Below are 3,811 nucleotides of genomic sequence, written 5' to 3'. Positions count from 1 at the left end.
GGCATCAAACGTCATATCGCGGTCGATACCCAGGGTTTGCCGCATACCATTGCGGTGACGACAGCGGAAGTGACCGATCGCAAAGGTGCGTTGCAGGTTTTTCGGCGTTGTTGTTCAGGCCTTGGCCGGGTGTTGGCGGACAGCGGTTATGTGGGGGAGCCGTTTGCTCAAGGTGTACGCGATGTGCTGAGCGAGACTGTCGCGGTTCAGATCGCCAGGCGCAGTGAGTTGCATACCTTCGCCGTTATCCCCAAGCGTTGGGTGGTGGAACGCAGCTTTGCCTGGTTGGAGAAGAATAGACGGCTGTGGAAGAACTGTGAGCGCTTACCCAACACCAGCTTGCAGTTTATTCACCTGGCCTTCCTGGCCGTTCTACTCAAAAGACTTTGAACGGGCTCTTAGGGTCCATAAGGCATCATCAGGATTTCGATTGCTTAACAAACATGGAGTGTTATGCGAGTCTGTATAATCAGCAACTACCGCACAGTCTGCCTTCAAGAGTAAAACTCCAATGTAGGCCATGAAAGAATGGTATAGAACTCATCTCCATCTCTTTCATAAAAAACCATACAATCATCCGGGATGTGATAATTAGCCAAATCGGGGCGGGCAACACTTAATTCTACTTTCTTGACATCAGCTTTTGCTATAGCTGTAGCTCTTGCTTTCCTTGATTAGATCGATCAATCGCTTATGTTGACAATGATGCGGCACTTTCTTTGTAACACAATGCTCTACTTTATCGTCATTATGGCATGATCAGGTTAGCGTTATTATTGTCGCCTTTTGAAAGGAAAATAAATGTCCCAAGACGAATCCAAGCCCGTTTCAACGGAAGCTCCCCCAGCAACGCAACTGATGCAGATGATTTTTGGATTTGTTACTACGCAGGCCATCTCTGTAGCGGCGAGACTGAGTTTGGCTGATTTGCTCAAAGATGGACCGAAAAGTATAGAGGAACTTGCTCAGGCAACCGGCACCCAGGCAAGCGCTCTCTATCGTATCTTGCGCGAGCTTGCCAGTGTTGGTATCTTTGCTGAAGATGACGCGGCGCGCTTTAAACTGACCCCCTTGGCCGAACTGCTACGAAGCGATACGCCTGGTAGTGTGCGCGATCTTTCTATTTTTATCGGAGCGGATTGGCATTGGCGTGCATGGGGCGATCTTTTCGGCAGTGCTCAGTCTGGCCTGCCAGCGTTCGAAAGAATCCATGGTAAAGCCTTCTTCGAGTATCTAGGCGAAAATTCTGGTCCCGCCCAGATTTTCAACGATGCCATGACCAGTATGAGTGCTACCGCCAGCGCGGCAATCGTCGACGGCTACGACTTTACGGGAATCAGCAAGCTCGTCGATGTAGGTGGCGGTCACGGCATGCTTCTTTGCTCAATCCTGGAAAAATTTCCACAAATGAGCGGAATCCTCATCGATGCCCCTTCCGTCATTGCTGGAGCAAAGGAGGCTATTGAAGAGCGTGGGCTTTCGAAGCGCTGCGAGGCAGTTGGCGGTGACTTCTTTGCATCGGTTCCGGCGGGGGGAGACGCCTATATCATGAAGCATATCCTCCATGAATGGAACGATGAACGCGCGTCGACCATCCTCCAGTGCTGTGCCGGGAAATACCGACAGATGGCAGGCTTCTTGTCGTCGAAATGGTTATTCCGGAAAGGAACGCACCATCGTTTGGCAAGCTAATGGATCTGGAAATGCTGGTGCTGCTCCACGCTCATGAGCGTACTGAAGCTGGATATCGTGAGTTGTTCAATCGGTCTGGCTTCCAGTTGACCAGAATCGTTTCGACCAAATCAGCATACAGCATAATTGAGGGAGTGCCTGTTTAGATTTCTCTGAAAATCTGTTCTGAGTTCAGTGAGACTAGTTTCCAATGTCTTTAGACGAACACCGTATGCCCAACGAAACGCCCCCCAGATAGCCACGATAAACGGTGTAAGAATGGCAAGCAATCTTAGAAAATCGGCGAATGTAAGTGTTCGAAGAGCCTCAATGAATTCCGGCATTCTCTTAACTATGGTTAACAGTCATTATTGGCATAACGCCTGAGCTCAGCTGCGTTTGAGGCGGTGACCATTTTTGCGGCAGCAAAAATGGGCGGCGGGTCAAATGTCAGTTGCAGCGACTTGTTGGGCGACAGCCTACCGTTCACAAATTTCAAATTCCAACTCATGCAGCTTCTGCTCCGAAAGATTGACTAGTTGCTCAGGTAAAGGGGCACTCACATAGGGATTTGAGAACATGCGAAATTTGTACGCCTTCGTTTTGGAACTGACATAAAACCATAGAATAAATATCAGCACACCTGAAACATGATCCCAAAGAGGAAAGTTTCGCTCGATCTCAGTTTGAAGTCGTTCGTGAGCGCGAGGAAGTTCACTAACGTTTAAGGCAATAACGAATGGTCTGCCAGGAGCATGCTGACCATGTTCGGCTTTCCGCATGATCGGATTTAAATAGCTCGTTTCTGGCACGAGAGAACGAAGCATCACGACCAGGTTCCCTCGACCGTTTAGCAATGTCGCATTGGAAAAAAAGGTTGGTTCGTCATCCGGCCACCACTCTGGCCCTAAAAGCTCTCTGCAACGCGCTCCCACGATGCAATGCCACCAGGCTTGCAACGGAACAACGGATGGCATGCTGGTGTATCTACCTCACTCCATTGCGCATGAACCGCTGGGCTGCGAACAGCCAGCTTGCTTTGTAGGTGGCGCCACTCATATGCAAGCTGCCCCGCCGTGACCGAAATATTCCGGACTGCCCGAACCGAGCCGATCTTGAGTCGATTGAAGCTGTAACCCCGAGCCGTTGCCTCATCTTGCACTGCGGCAAGATAAGCGTTGATGGCTAGATGTGGAAGCGGATGCTCGCGAAACCGCTCCAGCTGCGGGTGATGGATGTAACCACGCGTCTCGCCGCACAATACGGCTTTGGCCAGTAGAGCTTCACGCCAAAGCGCAACAAGACCTTTTGCATCTAGGTATTTGGGGTGTAGTGACCAAAGCCGCACGACCGTTAGCCCAGGAATTGCGGGTTGAGCTGCCACACAGAATAGCAAAGCGCTGAGGCAAAACTGACCCATAGTAGGTAAGGAATTAGCAAAACACCAGCCAACACTCGAATACGCCAGAACAAAACAAGTGTTGTAACAATGAGCAACCACAACAGCAGGATGTCTGCGAATGCCAAGGCTCCCATATGCCAACCGAAGAAAAGCCAGCTCCACAAGGCATTTACCGCTAGTTGCACCAAAAAGAGGATCAGTGGCGCACGGGCGGCACGGAACCCTTTGGCACGCCAGACAAGCCACGCGGCGAAGCCCATAAGCGCGTACAGAACTGTCCACACCGGGCCAAAAACAGCCGACGGCGGAGCCCAACCAGGACGGACAAGATCCGTGTAGAACGAACTGGCATGTATTGAAGCAGCAGCACCTATGCCTGCTGCGATAAAGCTAATAACAAGCCACCCGACGAGGCCGATAATCTGGTTTCTCAGTGACATATGAGTCATGAAATGTCTCCTTGTTCTGGTCAAGTAAACCTGGACACATTATTAAGTACTTTTTTCAAACTCCTGCGGAGTCATATTTCCCAAAGTGGTATGCAATCTGCGTGAGTTGTAATACACCATATAGGCTTGCACATCCTGAATGGCATCTTCTCTTGTTTGATAGAGGACACCAGTCAACCATTCTCGCTTCAAGCTGCTGAAGAAGCGCTCTGTAGGTGCGTTTACCTATCACTTTACCCTGGTGGTTAATGACTACACCAACATGTGTATCTAAATGGGTATCAACGCC

The 3,811-nt window shown here is 50.2% G+C and carries 6 protein-coding genes and 1 pseudogene; 3 read left to right on the top strand and 4 right to left on the bottom strand.

Translation table 11 applies throughout. The features are described 5' to 3' along the window. The 3 genes and pseudogenes from ABF86_RS12325 to ABF86_RS12315 form a co-directional block, all read left to right on the top strand. Window positions 1–390, top strand: a 390-nt coding sequence (locus ABF86_RS12325; protein ID WP_160803656.1) for an IS5 family transposase, incomplete at its 5' end; no start/stop codon positions are given. A gap of 62 nt (window positions 391–452) precedes the next feature. Further along, window positions 453–595, top strand: a pseudogene (locus ABF86_RS12320) (IS481 family transposase); the annotation flags it as partial. A gap of 206 nt (window positions 596–801) precedes the next feature. After that, window positions 802–1,692 carry a methyltransferase gene (locus ABF86_RS12315; RefSeq protein ID WP_011634134.1) on the top strand — a complete coding sequence of 297 codons (891 nt, stop codon included), beginning with the start codon at window positions 802–804 and terminating at the stop codon, window positions 1,690–1,692. Window positions 1,693–2,150: 458 nt separating this feature from the next. Here the strand turns inward: ABF86_RS12315 and ABF86_RS12310 are convergent, their stop codons facing one another. The 4 genes from ABF86_RS12310 to ABF86_RS12295 form a co-directional block, all read right to left on the bottom strand. Beyond that, the gene (locus ABF86_RS12310) at window positions 2,151–2,501 is read right to left on the bottom strand and encodes a hypothetical protein (RefSeq protein WP_143055271.1); all 351 of its coding nucleotides are present in this window, start codon (window positions 2,499–2,501) and stop codon (window positions 2,151–2,153) included. Window positions 2,502–2,578: 77 nt separating this feature from the next. Then, entirely contained in the window at window positions 2,579–3,019 is a 441-nt protein-coding gene (locus tag ABF86_RS12305) for a pyrimidine dimer DNA glycosylase/endonuclease V (protein WP_011634140.1), read from the bottom strand. A gap of 5 nt (window positions 3,020–3,024) precedes the next feature. Next, complete coding sequence (locus ABF86_RS12300; RefSeq protein WP_074456516.1) at window positions 3,025–3,522, bottom strand: TspO/MBR family protein; 498 nt, start codon at window positions 3,520–3,522, stop codon at window positions 3,025–3,027. A 55-nt stretch (window positions 3,523–3,577) separates the two neighbouring features. Next, a partial coding sequence (locus ABF86_RS12295) for a hypothetical protein (RefSeq protein ID WP_240142343.1) occupies window positions 3,578–3,811 on the bottom strand: 234 nt, incomplete at its 5' end.

The sequence above is a fragment of the Nitrosomonas sp. GH22 genome, assembly GCF_009833115.1.
In the GTDB taxonomy this organism is placed as follows: domain Bacteria; phylum Pseudomonadota; class Gammaproteobacteria; order Burkholderiales; family Nitrosomonadaceae; genus Nitrosomonas; species Nitrosomonas eutropha.
Note: the sequence above shows the minus strand (reverse complement) of the source record. Positions and strands in the feature narration are given on the sequence as shown.